The organism is Nocardia sp. CA-145437 (assembly GCF_050956485.1).
In the GTDB taxonomy this organism is placed as follows: domain Bacteria; phylum Actinomycetota; class Actinomycetes; order Mycobacteriales; family Mycobacteriaceae; genus Nocardia.
The window spans coordinates 3,702,542-3,718,549 of the sequence record NZ_CP191204.1 but is presented as its reverse complement, the minus strand read 5'-3'; the positions used below and the strand labels follow the sequence as shown (position 1 = coordinate 3,718,549).

Here is a 16,008-nt window from a genome sequence, read left to right as displayed (position 1 = left end):
CGAACCTGCGACGGCTTGTAGTAGCAATGCGTGTCCGATTTCAGTGATATGCGTCTACCGCCTCGGCCCCCGCCCACCCTGTTCCTGGGCTGCGGTCCCCGGGAACGGCGGATTGCCGTTCCCGGCAGGTGATTTCGTCGGACTGACCTGTTAGCTTGCGCGCCATGACTGAAGAGGTGCGGCACGGGGTCGGCTTGACGCGGCGGGTGATCGAGTCTGTGCGGAGTGAGCCCGGGCGGGCGATGTTCGAGCCTGTCGCGTGGGTCGGTCACACACCGTGGGTGGCGGGTGAGCCACGGCCCATGGACGGGGAAGCGTTGGCCGGGGCGGTGTTTCCGTCGGGGCGGCCGCTCTCGCCGAGCCTTCGGGAGTGGCTCGCGTTCGATACCACCTTGTTCGAGCGTTGCGGATGGTTCGCGGAGGACGGCGGATTCGCGCCGCGGCCATTGGACGAGCTGGTCGGCGACGAGCTGGGGCAGCCCTGGGGTGAGACCTTCGAGGGGCTGGCCGAGCGGTTCCCGGAGTGCTTCCTGCTGCCGGGCGGGTCGGACTCACGACGGGTGCTGGCGGTGGGGGCGGCCGATTCGCTGGGTGAGTACCCAGTGGTCGCTGTGGATGTCGACGACATGCCGTACGCGGGGCTGATGTACCCGGGCTTCGATGTATATGTGGCGGAGGTGGCAGGATTCGTCCAGTGCGAGTTCGAGACCTATACGGATCTGGGCTCGGATGTGGTGTACGGGCGGCGGATGCGGGAGCATGCCGTCCGTAGTTTCTCAGGGCGGCTGTGTGCGGAGTATCCCTTCTGATGTTTTCCGCCGCGGGCGCCGAGTCGTGTGAGAAGGTGTCGTTTCACTCATGATGTCGGTGGGCCACCACCGGTTACCGTGTGGAAGGAATCCGGATGGAGGAGGGCTTGGTGGAGGCGACGTTCGACGTAGCGGGGCTGGTGGGGCATCACTACCGCCTGGACGACTACTACGAGGTGGGCAGGGAGAAGATCCGGGAGTATGCGCGAGCGGTCCAGGACTTCCACCCCGCGCACTGGAGTGAGGACGCCGCCCAGGGGCTCGGATACGCCGGGCTGATCGCACCGACCACGTTCATCTCCACCGCGGCGATGCTGGCCAATCGCAAGCTGCTGCAGACCGTGCTCGAAGGCTACGACGTGATCGTGCAGACCGATCAGGTCTTCGAGATGTACAAGCCGGTGGAGACCGGCGAGCGGCTGGTCAGTGATGTCGAGTTGTCCTCGGTGCGCCGGATCGGCGGCAAGGATCTGCTCACCATCACGAACACGTTCAGCGACATGGCCGGTGACATCATGCAGGTCATGCACACCACCGTCGTGGGGCTGACCGGCGACGACGTCAACGCCGATATCAGCGCCACGATCGACCGGGTCATGATGACCGGGCTCGAATCGACGCCCGCCGCTGCCGCCGACGCGGGTCGGGTGCCCGAGCCGGGCGACGCCGCACGGTTCTCTCCGGTGTCGCGGCTGCGGACCCCGCTCACGTCGGTGCGATTCGAGGATCTGGCCGTCGGTGACGAGCTTCCCCCTCGGACCGTGACCCTGACCCGCGGCGACCTGGTCAACTACGCCGGGGTCTCCGGTGACGTGAATCCGATCCACTGGCATGCCGAGATCGCCACGCTCGCGGGCCTTCCGGACGTGATCGCGCACGGCATGCTCACCATGGGCTTGGGCGCGGGCTTCGTGACCGGCTGGCTCGGCGACCCGGGCGCCATGCTCCGCTACGGAGTCCGGCTGTCGAACTACACGGTGATCGAAGCCGCCACGGCGGGCGTCGTCGAATTCACCGGGCGCATCAAGTCGCTCGATCCCGAGACCCGGACGGCCGTGGTCGTCATCGTCGCGAAGGCGGCGGGGCGCAAGATCTTCGGTCTCGCCACCGCGGACGTCCGACTCGCCTAGCCACGACTTCCAGGTGGTGTCATCCCCGGCCACGACACCACCTGGCTGCCGCCGGCCATCGCGGCGAATCTGATTGCCATGACAACACTTACGCTCGCCACCGCCGCACGCCCTCTGACAGATCAGTTGCCGCGGGGAACGAATTCGGCGTCGAGCAGGGTCGTGTAGTCCGGCAGTGGCGTCGAACGGTCGACCTTCCCTTGGTCTTTGGCCCAGGCGCCGAGCTCGGCGAGGGTATCGGCGAGCTCCGGCCGCAACTGCAGGGTGTAGTCGAACTCGGGCAGGATCTTCTCGAGCAACGCCCGGCTCAGCTGGGTGGCGGTGGCGACCGCGGACACCGCGTCGCCGGAGCGCGCGGCGAGCTGGGTCCCGGCCTCCCCCAGCGCGGCGAAGAACGCCGTCAGCGCAGCCGATTTCGACGCGATGGCGGTATCGGTCGCCAGGTACAGGCTGTGCTGGTTGTAGGTGCCGCCGGTGAGCTCGACGGCGTCGCCGCCCAGCGATTCGGCCACCTGGGCCTGGTAGGGCTGGAAGATCGAGACGGCGTCGACATTGTGCTGGGTCGCCGCGGTCAGCGTCGCGGACGGTGCGACCTGCACGAGATTCGCCGAAATACCGTTGTGCGAGAGCACATTCGACGCGAAGTAGGCGGCGCTGGTGCCCAACGGCGTGCCGATCGAATGCCCGGCCAGGTTCGCGACCGAGGTGATTCCGGCGCTACGGCGGGCGATGATTCGCGAACCCTGCCACCGCGATCCGTCCCCGACCACCCGCAGCGCGGGCGACCGGGTCAGGGTGGCCGAGGTGGGCACGTCGGCGGCGGTGGCGATATCGACCTGGTGGGCGGCGAGCGCCTGCAACGCCTCCACCCCGGTCGAGAAATTGACGACCTTCACTTTCACGTCGTGCTTGGTGAACAATCCGGTCTGCTGGGCGACGGGAATCTGCGCCCACGACGGGTCGACCACGAATCCGACGGTGAGGGTCTTCGGGTCGGAATCATCGGAGGATCCGCACGCGGTCAGCGGCAGTGCCAGGGCGAGTACGGCCAGGGCGGCGGTCAGGGGACGGAGGAGTTTCTTCACGGCTGTTCTCTTCTTCTCTTCACATCGCGTGCTGGATACCGAGTTCGTGGTGGAGCAGCCGGCGCAGTTCGCTGTAGCCGGGCTGGTCGGCCAGGGCGTCCGCGGGCCGGGGCCGGGACAGCGGGTTGGGGATCTGATTGGTGATCCGTCCGCCCGCGAGCACGCTGATGGTGTCGGACAACCGGATCGCCTCGTCGACGTCGTGGGTGACGAAGACGACCGTGCGTTGCAGGCGGGTCCACAGATCGATGAGCAGGTCCTGCATATTGAGCCGGGTCAGCGCGTCCAGCGCCGCGAACGGCTCGTCCATGAGCATGATCTCGGGTTCACCGGCGAGCATGCGTGCGATCCCGGCGCGTTGACGCATGCCGCCCGACAACTGGGCGGGCCGTTTGCGCCGCACCTCGGCGGGGAGCCCGACCAGGTCGAGCAGCTCGTCGATCCGATTGCCGCGCAAGCGAACCGGCACCCGATGGGCGCGCAGCGCGAAGTCGATATTGCCCGCCACGCTCAGCCACGGGAACAACACGTCCCGCTGGAACGCGACGCCGCGCCGCGGATCGGGGGCGAACACCGGCACGCCATTGTCGGTGACGGCGCCCGAAGTGGGCGTGATGAGCCCGGCCAGGCAGTGCAGCAGGGTCGATTTGCCGCTGCCCGACGCGCCCACCAGCACCGTGAACGACCCGTCCGGAACGATCAGATCGATGCCTTGCAGGGTGGGCTGTGGGGTGTTCGGGAAACGGACCGTCAGGTCGCGGGTGGCGATCGCCATGACTAGCTCACCTCCCGCGCCCAGCGCTGGACCGGGGCGCTGATCGCCGCGATCACGGCGTCACCGATCGCACCCAGGACCCCGAGCACCAGCAGGCAGAAGATCAGCCGGTCGGCCTGGGAGAACAGCTGCGCCTGATAGATCCGATACCCGAGACCCGCCGTGGTGCCGGTCATCTCGGCAACCACGATGAGCACGAACGCCATGGCCGCGCCGACCCGCACACCGGCCACCACATCGGGCAGCCCTTCGGCGATGACGACGCGGGTCAGCGTCTGCCAGCGCCCCGCGCCGAGGCAGCGTGCGGCTTGCAGGTAGTCGGCCGGGGTCCCGGAGAATCCGGAATGGCTGTTGATCCAGACCGGAACGAACACACCCAGGGCGATCACCAGAATCTTGCTGTTCTCGCCGATCCCGAACCAGAGAATCGCCAAGGGCACCAAGCCGATCGTCGGCACCGGCGACAGCAAACGCAGCACCGGCTGCAACAAGGCCCGCCCGGCCCCGGTGCTCGCGGTGAGGACGGCCGCGAACACGCCGGCGGCCACACCGATCAGCAGACCGAACACCGCCCGGCGCAGGCTCGCCGTGAGATCGGGGATCAGCAGACCCTCGGCCCACAGCGTGTGCCCGGCGGTCAGAATCTGGGGGACGGTCGGAAACAGCTGGCGGGGAAAGGGTTCGGCCGCGGCGACCAGGGACCAGGCCAGCACGGCCAATCCGATCCCGGCCGCCGTGCCGCCGATCGTTCGCCATCGCGGTGACCAGCGCGGATACGGCCGCCGCGTCCGGCGCGGCTCGTCCGTCACCACGGCGGACGGTTGCGACGTGGTGCGGCCCGAGGTGGTTTGCACGCTCGATGTCATGGGATTCACCTGAATTCGGCGGAGCTAGGTGGTGGGACGGACCGTCGTCCGCAGATCGACGGCGGCCAGATCGGGATGCGGCTCGAGCGGCACCCATTCGGCGGGGACGGCCTGCGAGCGGTACACCAGCGGGGTGTCGCTGAGCCGGTCCACGCCCGGCACGCGCGGCTCGTGCACCTCGGGTTCGCCGGCGACACCGCGACCCTCGTAGGGCGACACGTACTCCCACACCACATCGCCCCGCGGGGTGACCTGGAACAGGCGGCCGGTCATACCCTCGGTGATGAGGGTGTTGCCGTTCGGCAGTCGCTGGGCATTGCTGACGAACGAACTGAAGAACGTCCACGACGGCAGCCCGGAATCCTCCGCGGTGTACTGCCACACGATCTGCCGGGTCGTCGGATCGATCTCGAGCACCCGGGACCCGGCGTAAATGCCCAGGGCCGCGGGCGGATACCCCGCGCCGCCCTGATTGTCGAAGACGAGGATATGGCCCGCGCCCGGCAGGCCGTCGGCGATGAGATGCGGATTGTGTTGTCCGGAGATCTGATCGAGCGGCCGCGGCACCTTGTGCGCATTGATCCGCTGGTGCTGCGCCCCGGCCTCGGCGTCGAAGTACGGGCCCAGCTTCCAGACGATCGAACCCGACGCCTTGTCGATCAGTGCCACCACATTGGCCTTGCGGCTGCTGATCAGGATGTTGTCGGGCTGGAACACACTGTCGGGGTCGGCGCGATGCCAGCGGTTGGGTCCCAGCGTCTTCGCACTGTTGATCTCCAGACAACCCCAGGCATCGTCGGGGTCGCGAGCGACGGTCTCGCGCAAGGCATCCCACCCGGCCTCGGAGAATCCGAGTTCGTCGAGATGGTCACCGGCCCGCCACTCCCACACGATCGACCCGTCCGGAGCGACCTCGTACAGCCCCTGGTCGCCCACCACGGCCGAACCCAGCCGCGGAACCACTCGGGGAATGGTGACCAGCAGCAGGCGGTTGCCATTGGCCAGCAGTTCCCAGTCGTGGTTCTGCCGGGCCGCGCCGCCCGGAGCCTGCGTGCCCCACTCCCACACCCGGTCGCCGTCCCAGGTCAGTTGTCCCACAGTGCCATTGGCGTAGATCCCGCCGCGCGGATCGCCGCTGAGCGACAGCTGCACTCCGACGTCCCCGAGCCGCCCGGTCAGTGCCGGATCCAGGATGCGCGGCGGCACACCGGCATAGGACCATTCGTGGCGCACCGCGCCGTGCATGTCGATGAGCCGGGTGACGGAGTCCGCGCCGGTGAACACGATGTAGCTGTCATGGGCTGATTCCGGTTCGTAATAGGTGACACCGGTGAGTCGTACGAAGGCCATGCATTCACTCCATCAGTCGGCTGTTAAGCGGTCGGGTCGCGGATGTAACGAATCTAATCGATTTGCGCGGTACGGAACCGGTGCGGAGACTGTAAGAATCAGAACGATTTCAAGCCTGGGCAACCGGCCCGCGAGCGACGAGAGTTGGTACCAACGTGACTGCCAAACGCGCCACCCTCGCCGATGTGGCCCGGCGAGCCGGCACCTCCACCGCCGTCGTCAGTTACGTCCTCAATGACGGTCCGCGCCCGGTCTCGGACGCCTTGCGCGCCAAGGTGACCGCCGCCCTCGACGAACTCAACTACCGCCCCGATCGCGCCGCGCGCGCCCTGCGGCGCCCGCGACGCTGGCGGCACCTCGGCCTGCTCGTCCCCGACGTCCGCCTCCCCCTCTTCGGCACCCTGGTCGGCCACATCGAGATCGAGGCCCGCCACCGCGACCATCTGACGCTGATCGGCAATACCGCCTACGACCCCGAACGCGAGATCGAATTCGCCGCCGCCTTCGTCGACTCCGGCATCGAGGGGCTGATCGTGGTCGGCGGGGCCAACGGTCCCGCGACGGCCGAATTGTGCAGGCAGGCCCGCATTCCCATCGTCTGGGTGCACAACAACCGCGACCACGTCGACGCGGGCATGGTCGGCGCGGACCATGTGCGGGCGGGACGGCTGGCCGCGAACCATCTGGGCCAGGACCATCAGCGTCGATCCATCGTCTTCGTCGGCGGATTCACCCCCGACGAGGTCGCGCACGGCGACCGCGAAACCGTCGCCCAGCGCTACGAGGGTTATGCCTCCGTCGTCGGAGCCGCTGCCGCGCAACGGATTCCCACCGACCTAACCCCCGCGGGCGCGTACGACGCCGTGCGGCGCTACCTCGCCGACCATCCAGCGCCGGACGGGCTCGTGGTCGGAACCTACGCCCAGGCCGCCGCGACCCTGCGGGCGGTCGCCGATGCCGGACTGCGCATCCCCGAGGACGTTGCCGTCGTCGGCTACGACGCCGACACCGCGAACACATACGCCCCGTTGATCCTCACCACCGTCCAACAGCCGATCGACGACATCGCCCGCACGGCCCTGTCCCGCGTCCTCGACGCAGCCGGAAACACGAACTCCCCCAGCGCTCCCCCGTCACCGTTCGATGTCCATCTCAGCCTCGGTGAAACCTGTGGCTGCACCCCGTGGCGGCCGGCATCGACACCCGTCGGGTGACTCGGTCCGGCGGACTCACTCCACGCCGTGACGCGCCCGCGGTATCGGTCGCCAGGTACCGGCCGGCATATCGAGAGCTGAAGGAAAGCGGCGGCGGATCAACCGGCGCCCACCCCGTCCCCGAGCGGGGAAGAGCGCCGGTTGGCATGACGGCGAATTCGACTACTTGGGCTGCCCGCCGTTAGCCGAACCGGTGGACAGTCCGCCGAGCAGGCCGAGGATCGCGGCAGCCAGCGGCGAACTGCACGTCTGAGGCATGCTCGAGGTGCATCCGCCGGACCCGGTATCCGCCACCGTGGTGGGCGCATTCGCCGCGGAGGCCGTGGCTGCGGAGACCAGTTGGCCGGGAATGAGCAAACCCGCGGCGACGACGACTCCGGCAATAGAACGCTTCATCAAGTCCTTCTCTTCTGTGTACCCCGGCGGATGCCTCCTCCGGTTCGGACGCTACAGACCGGAATCGGCCGCGTTGCAGCCCTCGATTCCAGGGGCTGACGCTGCGCGGCAGGCAAGATGCGGCCCCGGACCGCGCCGAGCCCGAGCCGAGCGCCCGCGTCCGGATTCCCGAGTCTGTCTCGTAAAACGTTGAGGATCAACAACATCGGCTACTTTGGTGAAGGACCAGAAGCTGAGGGGGCGCTACACCAGCCCCCTGCAGGCAGGGTTCACGGTCAGATTGGAGTTCACATGAAGAGCCACACCGACGGCCCCATCGTCATCGACGCCTCAGGTAAAGACATTCAGGGTGAGATTGCCAGCATCCGCGCGCGAGGACCGGTCACCGAGGTCGAGCTCCCCGGCGGAGTACCCGCGTGGTCAGTGACCGATACGGAACTGCTCAAGAAGGTTCTCCTCAGCTCATTGGTTTCCAAGGACGCCAAGCAGCACTGGCCGGCGTTCCGGGACGGCAGGATCGGGACGGACTTCCCGCTGTTCAACTGGGTGAACACCCCGAGCATGTTCACCGCCTATGGGCCAGACCACCGTCGCCTCCGCGCCCCTCTGGTGCCGGTGTTCACCGACAGGCGGACCGCGGCGCTGGAGCCGCGGATCCAGGCGATCGCCGATGATCTGGTGAAAGGGCTGGATGCCAGGACGGGAGGTGACCCTGTCGACCTCCGCGAGCATTTCGCCTACCCGCTGCCGCTGCGTGTGATCAACGAGCTGATCGGAGTTCCCGCAAACCTGATCGAGCCGCTGCGGAAGTGCGTCGACGGAATCTTCGACGTTGCCGCGAGTCAAGAGGAGGCCCTGGCCAACTACCAGGCAATGCTCGCGCTCCTGGAGACTCTCGTCGAGTATCGTCGCGACAATCCCGCCGAGGACATGACCAGTGCCCTCATCGCCCACGCGGACGATCCCGCAACGGTTTTCAGCGATGCGGAGCTCATCGGAACCCTCTATCTCGCGATCAACGCCGGGCACGAGACGACAGTGGACCTGCTCGACCAAGCCATTTTCCTGTTGCTCACCCACCCGGACCACCTGGCTGCCGCGCTCGACGGCAGCCTGCCCTGGGCGGATGTGATCGAGGAAACGCTGCGGTTCGAACCGTCGATCGCTCACGCCCCACTGCGCTACGCGGTGGACGATTTCGTTCTCGGCGACGTCGCGATCACCGCAGGCGATCCGATACTCTCGTGCCCCGCCGGCGCCAACCGGGACCCGAAGGTCTACGGCGACAGCGCGGATATGTTCGACCCCACTCGGACGAACAAGGCCCACATGGCGTTCGGACATGGCCCCCATCGCTGTCCGGGCGCACCGCTGGCACGGCTAGAGGCCCTCGTCGGTCTTACCACGCTGTTCCAGGCGTTCCCCAACATGAAACTCGCTGTCTCGCCCGACGAGCTCGGCACAGTGCCCGGTTTCATCGCCAACGGGCACGACCGTCTGCCGGTTATCCTGCGATAGCCGCGGCATTCGAGAAGGAACTCGATACCGTATGGGCCGCATCGCTGTGGCAAGCGACTGATCGCTGAACCGCCGCGGGGCCTTCACCGAAGGCCCCGCGGCGACCGAGAAACGGATCGACCAATCCACGGATGACAGGCGCGATTCGAGGCGGTCGTCCGGATTGCTCCGAACCTGTGAGCCGTCCAGCGCGATCGTCGCAACGGGCGATTACCTTCTACAGGACTGGAAATGGCTTCGACGGCGGAAATGTGACGGGCAGCGCTGTCAGTGCGCGGTGAAACGGACCCGGCCGCCACACCAAATCGGGGACAGGCACCGCCAGCCTTGTTTCGGGTAGGTAGTCCAGGAGTTGATCGATGGCCTCCTGCGCGAGCAGGACCCCGAAGGGCCGGGCGTGTGCGGGGCAGGCGTGCGGACCCGACGAGAACGCCAAGTTCCAGCCGTTATCAAGGGGACTGCCCGGCTCCAACTCTGGGTCGGTGTTGCAGGCAGCCATACTGATGATGACCGGTTGGTGGGCCGGCAGCCACACCTTGTCCAGCATGACCGGCTGCTGCGGGTAGGTCACGCAGTAGTTCGCCATCGGCGGGTCGGACGTCAACCGCTCGTCGATCGCGACGCGCGTGGGCAGGGGGATCCCTTGAACGATGCTGCTGGTGAAGCGGGGGTCGGTCATCATCAGCAACAGCGTGTTGGCGATGAGGTTCGCTGCCGGCTCGACGCCCGCGGCGAACAGCAGGACCAGCTGATGCACCATCTCCTCGTCGCTGAGCCTGGCCGGATGTCGAACCAGTCGTGTGGTGACGTCGTCAGCGGGCTGGGCTCGTTTGAGCGCGGTGAGGTCGAGCAGTGCTTCGCCCATGAGCCGGTTCACTTCCGCGGTGTCCACGCCATCGAACATGGCAGCGTTGACCGCCGCGATACGCTCACCGATTTCCGGCGGGCAGCCCACTGCCTGGCAGAAGGCCGAGAAGACGAGCGGGAAGGCGTACTGACCGAGTAGGTCAGCCATGCCGTCCGCGCAGAAACCGTTGACCAGGGGGACAGCGGCGCGCTCCACCATGGCCCGCACAGCGTGGAGGTCGATGCCGGCGAGCGCGTCGTTGATCGTCTGACGGTAGCGGGCATGCGTATTCCCGTCGGTGCGGATGGCGTTGGGCCGGGCTTCGACCATGGGCATGATCGGGATATCGGCGGGCACAGTCTGCTGCCAGATGCTCGGATCGGACGGAAAGCGGACAGGGTCGTTGAGGATCCGCACCGCAGTCGCGTAGTTGATCACCAGGGTCGCAGGCACTCCAGGCCAGATCTCGACCGGCACCAGCGGCCCGTAGGTGGCGCGCATCCACCGGTAATGCCCATGAGGATCAGCGGCGAACTCGGGACCGTAGATCGAGACTCGCGCGTGATCGGGCGACCTCATGCTGAGGGACGCGCCCTGATGCGCGTACTGCGGATCCACATATGCTCCAAGATTTCATGAAAGCGGTTGCGGCAAAATATAACCCACGCCGGCAGTGGTCACGTGTGCGCTGAGAGGCACCCGGCGACCGCGATCAGCCCGACCACCGACACCGAGACCGTGCTGCGACGGTCCACCACCAGCGAATTCCGCGATCCCCGTATGGGCTCAGCGCAGCGGCCGAACGCTACGGCGGGGACGAGACCGCCCGCCGTCGCGCGGTATCCCTGGCATTCGAGGGACTGCGCGGGCGGTAACGGAAATCCGACGTAAGGGGCAACTGAGGTAACGACGTTCGCGACTTCCGGGGCGTTCACCGTGTTTTGACCCGCCGCCGAACCTAGGTATATTAGGTTTAAACCTAATGACCTTAGGAAGGGGTGGGCTGATGTCGCCGCGGGTGGGGTTGAACGCCGAACGCATTACGCAGGCGGCCGCCGAGATGGCCGATGCCATCGGGTTCGACAACGTGACGCTGGCCGCGGTCGCCAAGCACTTCGGGGTGAAGGATCCGAGCCTCTACTCGCATGTCCGGAATCTGCAGGATCTGCGTACTCGCATCGCTTTGCGGGCCGCGGTCGAGATGACCGACCGGATCGGCGTCGCGGTCCAGGGGCGGGCGGGTCGTGATGCGTTGATCGCCTTCGCGAACGCCTACCGCGACTACGCCCGCGAACACCCCGGCCGCTACGACGCGACCCAGCGCAAGCTCGATATCGAGGCCATCGCCGACGCCCCCGGAGCGGTCCGCAGCGTGCAGCTCACCGAAGCGCTGCTGCGCGGCTATGACCTCGACGGCGCCGAGCTGATCGATGCGGGCCGCTTGCTGCGCAGCACCTTCCACGGTTTCGCGACGCTCGAGACCGTCGGCGGCTTCAACCACTCCCGCGAGACCGACGGGTCCTGGGCGCGCATCCTCGACGCCCTGCATCTGCTGCTGACCCAGTGGCCGACATCGAAACAGGAGACCCCGCAATGAGATCCGAGACGCTTCCGGTACCAGGCGCGACCATTTACTACGAGGTGCGCGGCAGCGGTCCGCTCGTGCTGTTCCTGCCGGGCGGCGGCGGCGACGCGGCCTCGGTCGACCCGATCGCCGAGGTTCTCCAGGACCGGTTCACGGTGGTGTCGCTGGACCAGCGCGGCTATTCACGCAGCGTCCTGGACGGTCCGCAGCAGACGCAGCGGGTCGAGGTGCAGAGCGATGACGCCCACCGGCTACTGGGCCACCTCACCGACGAGCCCGCTCTCGTCGTCGGCGGCAGCAACGGCGCGATCGTCGGGCTCGATCTGCTGGCCCGGCATCCGGAGCAGGTGTCGCTGCTGATCGCGCACGAGCCACCATGCTTCGCCGTGCTTCCCGACGCCGCCGAACAGCGCGCCATGGTCGAGGAGGTCTACGCGCTGTTCCGCACCGAAGGCCCCGGCCCGGCGTCGGTGCGCTTCCTGGCGGGCATCGGCAATGCCATGAAGCCGTCCCCGATGCCCGACGAACTGCCGCCGCGCGCCGCCGAGATGTGGGCGCGACTGGCGGCCAACGGCCCGCTGATGCTCGAGCACGAGCTGCGGGAATTCACCTCGTATCGCCCCGATTTCGCGGCGCTCGCCCCGGTGGCCGATCGGCTGATCATGGCCGCCGGGCGCGAGACGCAGGGCTGCCTGCCGTACCGCCCCGCCGTCGAGATCGCTCACCGGCTGGGGATCGAGGTCACCGAGTTCCCCGGCGCCCACAATGGGATGCGCACCGAGGCCCCCGAATTCGCCGCGCAACTCGGCGACATCCTCACCGCGCACCTGCGCGCCGGAGCGGCCGGTCGCTGTTAGCGTCGGCACATGATCACCGGTGCGCACACCATCCTCTACGCCGAGGACGCCGACGCGGCACGGGCCTTCTTCCGTGACATCCTCGGCCTGGCCCATGTCGACGCGAACAACGGGTGGCTCATCTTCAAGTCGCCGCCCGCCGAACTCGCCGTGCATCCCGCGCAGGTCCCCGACAGCGGCAAGGCCGAGCTGTACCTCATGTGCGACGACCTGACCGCCACCGTGGCCGACCTGCGGTCCAAGGGCGTCGAATTCACCTCGGACGTCACCGATGCCGGGTGGGGCCTGCTCACCATGCTGAAGGTGCCGGGCGCGGGCCAGATCGGCCTGTACCAGCCGCGACACGCCACGGCCTACGACCTGCCCTGAACAGCGCGCCTACGCTGCCGGTTTCCGCCACGCGGGGATCGACAGGTAGGTCGCCGTGCGCAGCAGCCACTCGACCGGGCCATACGGATGAGTGCGCAACCACCAGGCGCTCAGCCGGATCTGCGCCAGATACGTGGCAACCGCGATCAAGACGACCCCGACCGGGGGCACGCGATCGGCCAGTGCCAGGCCGTATCCGGTGTAGATGAGCATCAGGACCACCGACTGCCCGATGTAGTTGGTCGCCGCCATCCGCCCGGCGGGTGCGAGCCAGCCCACTGCGCCGGCCCACCGGTAGCGGGCCAGCCACACGATGCTCGCCGCGTATCCGAGTGTCAGCAACGGATTCGCGAGTTCCTGCACCCCGTACCAGAACGACGGCAGTTCCCCGTGGAGTGTCATCAACGTCACTGTGACAGCGGAAACGGGCAGTCCCACACCGAATCCCACCGCGAGCGCCCGTGGCAGCCACCTGGTCGTCCAGTCCGCGTCCTCGAACACGCGGCGCTTGCCGGCCGCCACGCCGACGAGGAACATCCCCAGCGCCGGAAGGCCCTGACCGATCCAGGTGAAGATCATGAACTTCGGGCCGAACTCCAGCTGAGCGCGCAGCGTGTCACCGAAATTGGCGGTGTAGCCATCATGCATGCGCTGCAGATCGAACACCTCGCCCACCCCGGCCAGTCCCCCGTTGCCCGGGAGGAACGCCAGCGACGCGAACGCGAAATACAGCACCAGGCCGGTGATCAGGGCCGGGCGCGGCCGAATCCAGCGCAGCGCCACCAGGATCAGGCACAAGGCGGCGTACAGGGTGAGGATGTCGCCGATCCACAACAGCAGCAGATGCGCCAGACCGATCAGGAGCAGTGCGAGGCAGCGTCGCAACAGCCGGGGCGTGGCCGCGACGCCCGCACGTCCGGCGGCCGCGATCTGCAAGGTGAACGAGTACCCGAACAGGAACGCGAACAGCAGATAGAACTTGCCGAGGAAGAACCCGTCGATCAGCCCGTAGACGAACCGGTCCAGCGTGCCGTCGAACATCGGCTGCGGATCGGCGCCCGCGCCCGGCGACGACCAGAGCATCGTCGCCACCACGGTATTGGTGACCAGAATCCCGAACAGCGCGAATCCGCGCAGACTGTCGACCACCCCGATGCGCTGCCTCTGCGTCACACCGGCTACCTGGGTTTCGAGCTGTTCGGACATGCCCTCACGCTATTTCCGGCAGCGCCCCCGCCACATCCACCGCGGCCCCGGATTCCCGATCCGACCTCCGAGGTATTGACAGGCCCGGAAGTCACCCCATGGCAGGACCTCTGAGCAGGTCGATGAGCTTGGTTTCGGACAGATCGCCGTGTCCCGCCGCGACCAGACGCTCGAAGATCCGCTCGGCGGTATGACCCAGGGCCGCGGGAGTGCCGACCGCATCGGCCAGTTCGACCCCGATCCGGGTGTCCTTCAGGCGCAGGGCCGCGGTGAAGGCGATGTCGCGGTCGTGCACGCCGCCGATCATCTCCGCGCACATGCGGATCACCGTAGGGCTGGCCGCACCGCCACGCGAGAGGGTGTCGGCGACGACCGCCAGGTCCAAACCCGCGAGTTCCGCGGTGCGCAGCGCCTCGGCGGTGGCGGCGATCTGAACCGAACCGAGCAGGTTCTGGATCAGTTTGTAGCTCGTGCCCGAACCGACCTCACCGAAGCGCACGATGTCGGTGCACAATGGGCGCAGCAGTGGGCGCGCCGCGTCGAGGTGGGCGGCGGCCCCGCCGACGAACAGGGTCAGTCGTCCGGCGGCCGCGGCCTCGGGGAGCCCCGTGACCGGGGAGTCGAGGTACCGAAGACCGTGCGCGGCGGCATGTTTCGCCAGCTCCAGCACCCAGGGCCGGGAGATGGTCGAGAACTCCACCGCGAATGCGCCCGGCGCATACTCCCCCGCCAGCGCACCGTCCGCCCCCAACCAGGCCGCCCGCGACGCCGTGTCATCGGCCACCATGGCGAAGATCGCCTCCGCGTTCCGGGAGGCTTCGCGGGGCGTGGCCGCGAACACAGCGCCCTGTGCGACGAGTTCGTCGGCCTTGGCGGCGGTCCTGTTGTAGACCACCACCTCGTGCCCGGCGGCGACCATGCGCCCCGCCATCCCCGCACCCATCCGGCCCAACCCCAGAAACGCGATCCTCGCCACGAGCCGAACCCTACCGAGCCCCGGTGACCGGCCGCATCGCTCGGCCGTTGAGCGACAGGATTTCACTCAGCGCGTCGATCAGGGCGGTCCGCGGGTCGAGGGGCCGCTCGATCATGCGCCAGGCGATCACGTGGTCGGGGCGCACCAGAACCACGCCGTCCGGGCGCACGCCGATGCCGCCGGTCCCATCGCTGTCCGTCACAGGAATTCGATACACGGTCAATGGAATCGACAGTGCCTCCGCGGCGGCGTGCGCGGCGTCAGCCCAATCCTCGTCGGCGGTCAGGACGGTGAGATCCCTGCCGACCAGATCCAGTGTCGACGTCCTGCCTCCGTCGTGGCGAATCTCGGGCAATCGAGTAACTTCGGGAGGGCTAGTTATCCGAGGGAAGCACGAACGTCGCGCGGAGGATTTGTCAGAAAGTTCCGACGGTCACCGGCTGCACCCGCAGGCCGATCGCGATCTCCGAGACGCCGAGCGCGACCGTGAGCAGCCCCACGGTGATCGAGAGCGGCGGCAGCGTCGTGAACGGCGCGACCGCGACGCCCACCCCCGCGGCCACGGTCGCCAGCCCGATCAGCTCCAGTCCGCCCGCGCCCGCGTACTCCTCCGACCACACTCCGACGATCGCCTGCACGATTCCCCGCAGCACCCAGCCGATCCCGATCCACAAGGACAGCAAGGCAACCCACTCGCCACCGTCGAGGGTCCACAGCGCCAGCACGAGGGAGACGACCGCGCTGAACACCTCGAGCCATTTGAGAGCCGGGTGGATCCGGGCGCCGAACGCCATCACCACTTGGAAGGCCGCCGTCGCCAGCAGCACCAGCCCGAAGAGGATTCCCGCCACCTGCCAGGATTTGTCCGGCCAGACCGCCAGGACCACCCCCAGCACCACCGAGCAGCCGCCGGTGACGACCAGCGACTGCCAAGCCCAATCGGCGAAGACCTCGCTTCGCCCCTCTATCCGGTTGGCGGGCACCTCATCATGATATGACCGATTCGTGCAGGTAACTGGACGTTT

Annotated in this window: 17 protein-coding genes; 7 read left to right on the top strand and 10 right to left on the bottom strand. The window is 67.7% G+C overall.

Features of this window, described 5'->3' with window-relative positions; translation table 11 throughout:
* Nucleotides 1-164 precede the first annotated feature (164 nt).
* Entirely contained in the window at nucleotides 165-809 is a 645-nt protein-coding gene (locus tag ACQPYY_RS17375) for a hypothetical protein (protein WP_433590168.1), read from the top strand.
* Nucleotides 810-904: 95 nt separating this feature from the next.
* Nucleotides 905-1,939, top strand: a complete 1,035-nt coding sequence (locus ACQPYY_RS17370) for a fused (3R)-hydroxyacyl-ACP dehydratase subunits HadA/HadB (RefSeq protein WP_433590167.1) — start codon at nucleotides 905-907, stop codon at nucleotides 1,937-1,939.
* A gap of 122 nt (nucleotides 1,940-2,061) precedes the next feature.
* Here ACQPYY_RS17370 and ACQPYY_RS17365 read toward each other — a convergent pair whose 3' ends face one another.
* Genes ACQPYY_RS17365 through ACQPYY_RS17350 form a run of 4 tightly spaced genes read right to left on the bottom strand, consistent with a single transcriptional unit; the run spans nucleotide 2,062 to nucleotide 6,015 of the window.
* Nucleotides 2,062-3,024, bottom strand: a complete 963-nt coding sequence (locus ACQPYY_RS17365) for an ABC transporter substrate-binding protein (protein ID WP_433590166.1) — start codon at nucleotides 3,022-3,024, stop codon at nucleotides 2,062-2,064.
* 19 nt (nucleotides 3,025-3,043) lie between these two features.
* Nucleotides 3,044-3,799, bottom strand: coding sequence for an ABC transporter ATP-binding protein (locus ACQPYY_RS17360; protein ID WP_433590165.1), 756 nt, complete (start codon nucleotides 3,797-3,799; stop codon nucleotides 3,044-3,046).
* Between the two features lie 2 nt (nucleotides 3,800-3,801).
* Nucleotides 3,802-4,665: an ABC transporter permease gene (locus tag ACQPYY_RS17355; RefSeq protein WP_433590164.1), complete on the bottom strand. Its 864-nt coding sequence runs from the start codon at nucleotides 4,663-4,665 to the stop codon at nucleotides 3,802-3,804.
* 24 nt (nucleotides 4,666-4,689) lie between these two features.
* A complete protein-coding gene (locus ACQPYY_RS17350; RefSeq protein WP_433590163.1) occupies nucleotides 4,690-6,015 on the bottom strand; it encodes an aryl-sulfate sulfotransferase in 1,326 nt (441 codons plus the stop codon).
* A gap of 155 nt (nucleotides 6,016-6,170) precedes the next feature.
* On the opposite strand from ACQPYY_RS17350, the gene ACQPYY_RS17345 reads away from it, so the two are divergent.
* Nucleotides 6,171-7,229: a LacI family DNA-binding transcriptional regulator gene (locus ACQPYY_RS17345; RefSeq protein WP_433590162.1), complete on the top strand. Its 1,059-nt coding sequence runs from the start codon at nucleotides 6,171-6,173 to the stop codon at nucleotides 7,227-7,229.
* 162 nt (nucleotides 7,230-7,391) lie between these two features.
* Here the strand turns inward: ACQPYY_RS17345 and ACQPYY_RS17340 are convergent, their stop codons facing one another.
* Nucleotides 7,392-7,625 (bottom strand): hypothetical protein, encoded by a 234-nt coding sequence (locus tag ACQPYY_RS17340; RefSeq protein WP_357276576.1) that lies wholly within the window; start codon nucleotides 7,623-7,625, stop codon nucleotides 7,392-7,394.
* A gap of 291 nt (nucleotides 7,626-7,916) precedes the next feature.
* On the opposite strand from ACQPYY_RS17340, the gene ACQPYY_RS17335 reads away from it, so the two are divergent.
* Nucleotides 7,917-9,143, top strand: coding sequence for a cytochrome P450 family protein (locus tag ACQPYY_RS17335; RefSeq protein ID WP_433590161.1), 1,227 nt, complete (start codon nucleotides 7,917-7,919; stop codon nucleotides 9,141-9,143).
* Between the two features lie 217 nt (nucleotides 9,144-9,360).
* Here the strand turns inward: ACQPYY_RS17335 and ACQPYY_RS17330 are convergent, their stop codons facing one another.
* Nucleotides 9,361-10,608, bottom strand: a complete 1,248-nt coding sequence (locus ACQPYY_RS17330) for a cytochrome P450 (RefSeq protein WP_433594536.1) — start codon at nucleotides 10,606-10,608, stop codon at nucleotides 9,361-9,363.
* Between the two features lie 388 nt (nucleotides 10,609-10,996).
* Here ACQPYY_RS17330 and ACQPYY_RS17325 point away from each other — a divergent pair, with 388 nt between their 5' ends.
* Genes ACQPYY_RS17325 through ACQPYY_RS17315 form a run of 3 tightly spaced genes read left to right on the top strand, consistent with a single transcriptional unit; the run spans nucleotide 10,997 to nucleotide 12,801 of the window.
* Nucleotides 10,997-11,587, top strand: coding sequence for a TetR/AcrR family transcriptional regulator (locus tag ACQPYY_RS17325; RefSeq protein ID WP_379099406.1), 591 nt, complete (start codon nucleotides 10,997-10,999; stop codon nucleotides 11,585-11,587).
* Nucleotides 11,584-12,432: an alpha/beta fold hydrolase gene (locus ACQPYY_RS17320; RefSeq protein WP_433594535.1), complete on the top strand. Its 849-nt coding sequence runs from the start codon at nucleotides 11,584-11,586 to the stop codon at nucleotides 12,430-12,432. Before ACQPYY_RS17325 ends, ACQPYY_RS17320 begins: the two co-directional genes overlap by 4 nt.
* A gap of 9 nt (nucleotides 12,433-12,441) precedes the next feature.
* Nucleotides 12,442-12,801, top strand: a complete 360-nt coding sequence (locus ACQPYY_RS17315) for a VOC family protein (protein ID WP_379099400.1) — start codon at nucleotides 12,442-12,444, stop codon at nucleotides 12,799-12,801.
* 9 nt (nucleotides 12,802-12,810) lie between these two features.
* Here the strand turns inward: ACQPYY_RS17315 and ACQPYY_RS17310 are convergent, their stop codons facing one another.
* The 4 genes from ACQPYY_RS17310 to ACQPYY_RS17295 form a co-directional block, all read right to left on the bottom strand.
* Entirely contained in the window at nucleotides 12,811-14,007 is a 1,197-nt protein-coding gene (locus ACQPYY_RS17310) for a DUF418 domain-containing protein (RefSeq protein ID WP_433594534.1), read from the bottom strand.
* A 91-nt stretch (nucleotides 14,008-14,098) separates the two neighbouring features.
* The gene (locus tag ACQPYY_RS17305; protein WP_433594533.1) at nucleotides 14,099-14,983 is read right to left on the bottom strand and encodes an NAD(P)-dependent oxidoreductase; all 885 of its coding nucleotides are present in this window, start codon (nucleotides 14,981-14,983) and stop codon (nucleotides 14,099-14,101) included.
* Nucleotides 14,984-14,993: 10 nt separating this feature from the next.
* Nucleotides 14,994-15,338 carry a hypothetical protein gene (locus tag ACQPYY_RS17300; protein WP_433594532.1) on the bottom strand — a complete coding sequence of 115 codons (345 nt, stop codon included), beginning with the start codon at nucleotides 15,336-15,338 and terminating at the stop codon, nucleotides 14,994-14,996.
* A gap of 61 nt (nucleotides 15,339-15,399) precedes the next feature.
* On the bottom strand, nucleotides 15,400-15,966 hold the full coding sequence (locus ACQPYY_RS17295) for a DUF308 domain-containing protein (protein WP_433594531.1): 567 nt from the start codon (nucleotides 15,964-15,966) through the stop codon (nucleotides 15,400-15,402).
* Between the last annotated feature and the right edge of the window lie 42 nt (nucleotides 15,967-16,008).